The following is a 2486-nucleotide window of genomic DNA, read 5'->3' on the forward strand; positions in this document are numbered from 1 at the left end:
TGCATATTCTCTCTGCTTTGATCACCCAATTGCATTAACTTTGATCGCTTATTCTCATTAAGCTTTGATCACTAAAATCACTTGTAAATGATCACTTTTATGCTCTTAATGATTTTGCCGTTCAAAGCTTAATACCACTCGTAACCGAGTTCACGTTTTATCATTTTTGTAGGTGTGTTAAACCGTTATCTGAATCGTTTGATGAGGATAACAACAATGACAACAAGACCTATATCTATGAGTAAATTACATTCCATTTTACGGCTGAAGTACTCAGCACAATTATCCCATCGAGAGATTGCCAGAAGTTTAAATATTTCACCTGGTACTGTGGCTAATTACCTTAAAAAGGCCAATGAGTTAGGCTTAAATCAATGGCCAATACCTGAGGATAAACAGCAAAATACATTTTTCAACACCAAACTCAAGCGCTTCTCAACGCGTAAAAAAAGACACCCAACGCCTGACTGGTTAAATATCAATAAAGACTTAAAACAACATAAACACCTAACATTACAGCTCGTGTTTGATGAGTTACTTGAAAAAATGGGTGAGTCTTATTACAGCTACAGTCACTTCTGCCGAGCTTATAAACAATGGTTAGGTACGCAACGACTCTCAATGCGTCAGCAGCATAAAGGGGGTGAAAAGCTGTTTGTGGATTATTGTGGTCCCACAATTACCATTACTTGTCCGACGACACAGGAAAAACGCACTGCTCAGATATTCGTTGCTGTGCTAGGTGCATCAAATTATACCTATGCTGAAGCAACGTATAGTCAGCAACTTGAAGATTGGGTAATGAGTCATGCGCGTTGCTTTGAATTTTTAGGCGGCGTTCCTGACGTTGTTATTCCCGACAATCTCAGAAGTGCTGTCAGTAAAACCTGTCGCTACGAGCCTGATTTAAATCCGACGTACTACCAGTTAGCCGAGTACTTTAACGTTGCTGTCATTCCGGCTAGACCTTATAAACCCAAAGATAAATCGAAGGCTGAAGTGGGCGTACAAATTGTTGAGCGTTGGATCATGGCACGCTTACGTAACCAAACCTTCCACAGCTTAGCGCAACTCAATCATGAAATAGCAAAGCTACTGGATATGATGAACAATAAGGTGATGAAGCAATATCAACAATCACGTAAACAGCTATTTGATATGGTGGATAAAAACGCATTAAAGCCATTGCCTGAAAAGCCCTATCAATATACACAAATCAAAACAGTGCGTGTGCATATTGATTACCATGTTGAAATAGAAAAACATTACTACAGCGTGCCTTATCTGTGGGTTAAAAAACAATTACGCGCACACATATCCAATCAACTCGTGCAGCTTTATTATGACGGTACTTTAATAGCACAGCATCCACGCTCAAACCGTTTAGGCGGACATACGACACAGACACATCATATGCCAAAGGCGCATCAAAAACAGCATGAGCAGTCACCGATAAATTTACGCTCATGGGCATTGAGTATCGGTGATTATACTCATCAAGTCGTTGAATTATTGCTTAATAGCAAACGTCATCCAGAGCAAGCTTATCGCACTTGTTTAGGGGTGTTAAGTTTAGCTAAAACGTATTCAAAGGAACGCCTCGAGCGAGCATGCTACCGAGCAATTTGCATGAATACGACCACACTCAGATCTATTAAGCAAATGCTGCAAAAAGGGTTAGACCAACAACCATTACCCACACTCCAAACAGAGCCAGAAAAGCCAATTACACATAGCAACATACGTGGCACAGATTACTACCATTAAGGAATGCAAACATGATAGAAACAATTAATCAGCAACTTCAACTGCTCAAGTTATCGGGTATAAAGCAAGCACTCAAGCAGCAGCTTGAACAGCCAAACCTATATCAAGAACAAAGCTTTATAGAGCGCGTCAGTTTATTGCTAACGCATGAAATTGATACGCGTGACCAAAGAAAAATAGAGCGACTAGTGCGACAAGCAAAATTCCGCGTACCGGGTCAGTTAAATCAACTCATTTACTCGCCGAAGCGCAATCTAGATAAAGCACAAATACGTAGCCTCAGCCAAAGCACCTGGCTGAGTTTACATCAGAATATATTAATTACAGGCGCCACAGGCTGTGGCAAAACCTACCTCGCGTGTGCCTTGGGTCACGAGCACTGTTTACAAGGGAAAAGTGTCTTCTATATTCGATTAAAAGAATTACTTGAAAGTCTATTTCTAGCACAGGCCGATGGCAGTTATCGAAAATTATTGGGTAAACTCATTAAATACGACTTACTTATTTTAGACGATTGGGGGCTAGAGCCACTCAGTGCTCAGCAACGAAGTGACTTACTTGAATTAATCGATGCTAGATATGGTTATAAATCACACATCATCATTAGTCAGTTACCACAGGAAAATTGGCACCAAATGATCGGTGAATCAACGCATGCTGATGCTATTTTAGATAGGCTGATTCATGGTGCAATTAAGTTGAATTTAAAAGGAGAATCG

General features: G+C 40.3%; 2 protein-coding genes. Both read left to right on the forward strand.

Translation table 11 applies throughout. From position 1 onward, the window contains the following. The first annotated feature begins 216 nt into the window (after nt 1–216). Nucleotides 217–1767 carry an IS21 family transposase gene (gene istA / locus P4S71_RS22930; RefSeq protein WP_337149780.1) on the forward strand — a complete coding sequence of 517 codons (1551 nt, stop codon included), beginning with the start codon at nt 217–219 and terminating at the stop codon, nt 1765–1767. An 11-nt stretch (nt 1768–1778) separates the two neighbouring features. Beyond that, the coding region (gene istB, locus P4S71_RS22935; protein WP_337151667.1) for an IS21-like element helper ATPase IstB at nt 1779–2486 on the forward strand (708 nt) is incomplete at its 3' end.

Source organism: Pseudoalteromonas sp. B62 (genome assembly GCF_037162565.1).
Classification (GTDB): domain Bacteria; phylum Pseudomonadota; class Gammaproteobacteria; order Enterobacterales; family Alteromonadaceae; genus Pseudoalteromonas; species Pseudoalteromonas fuliginea.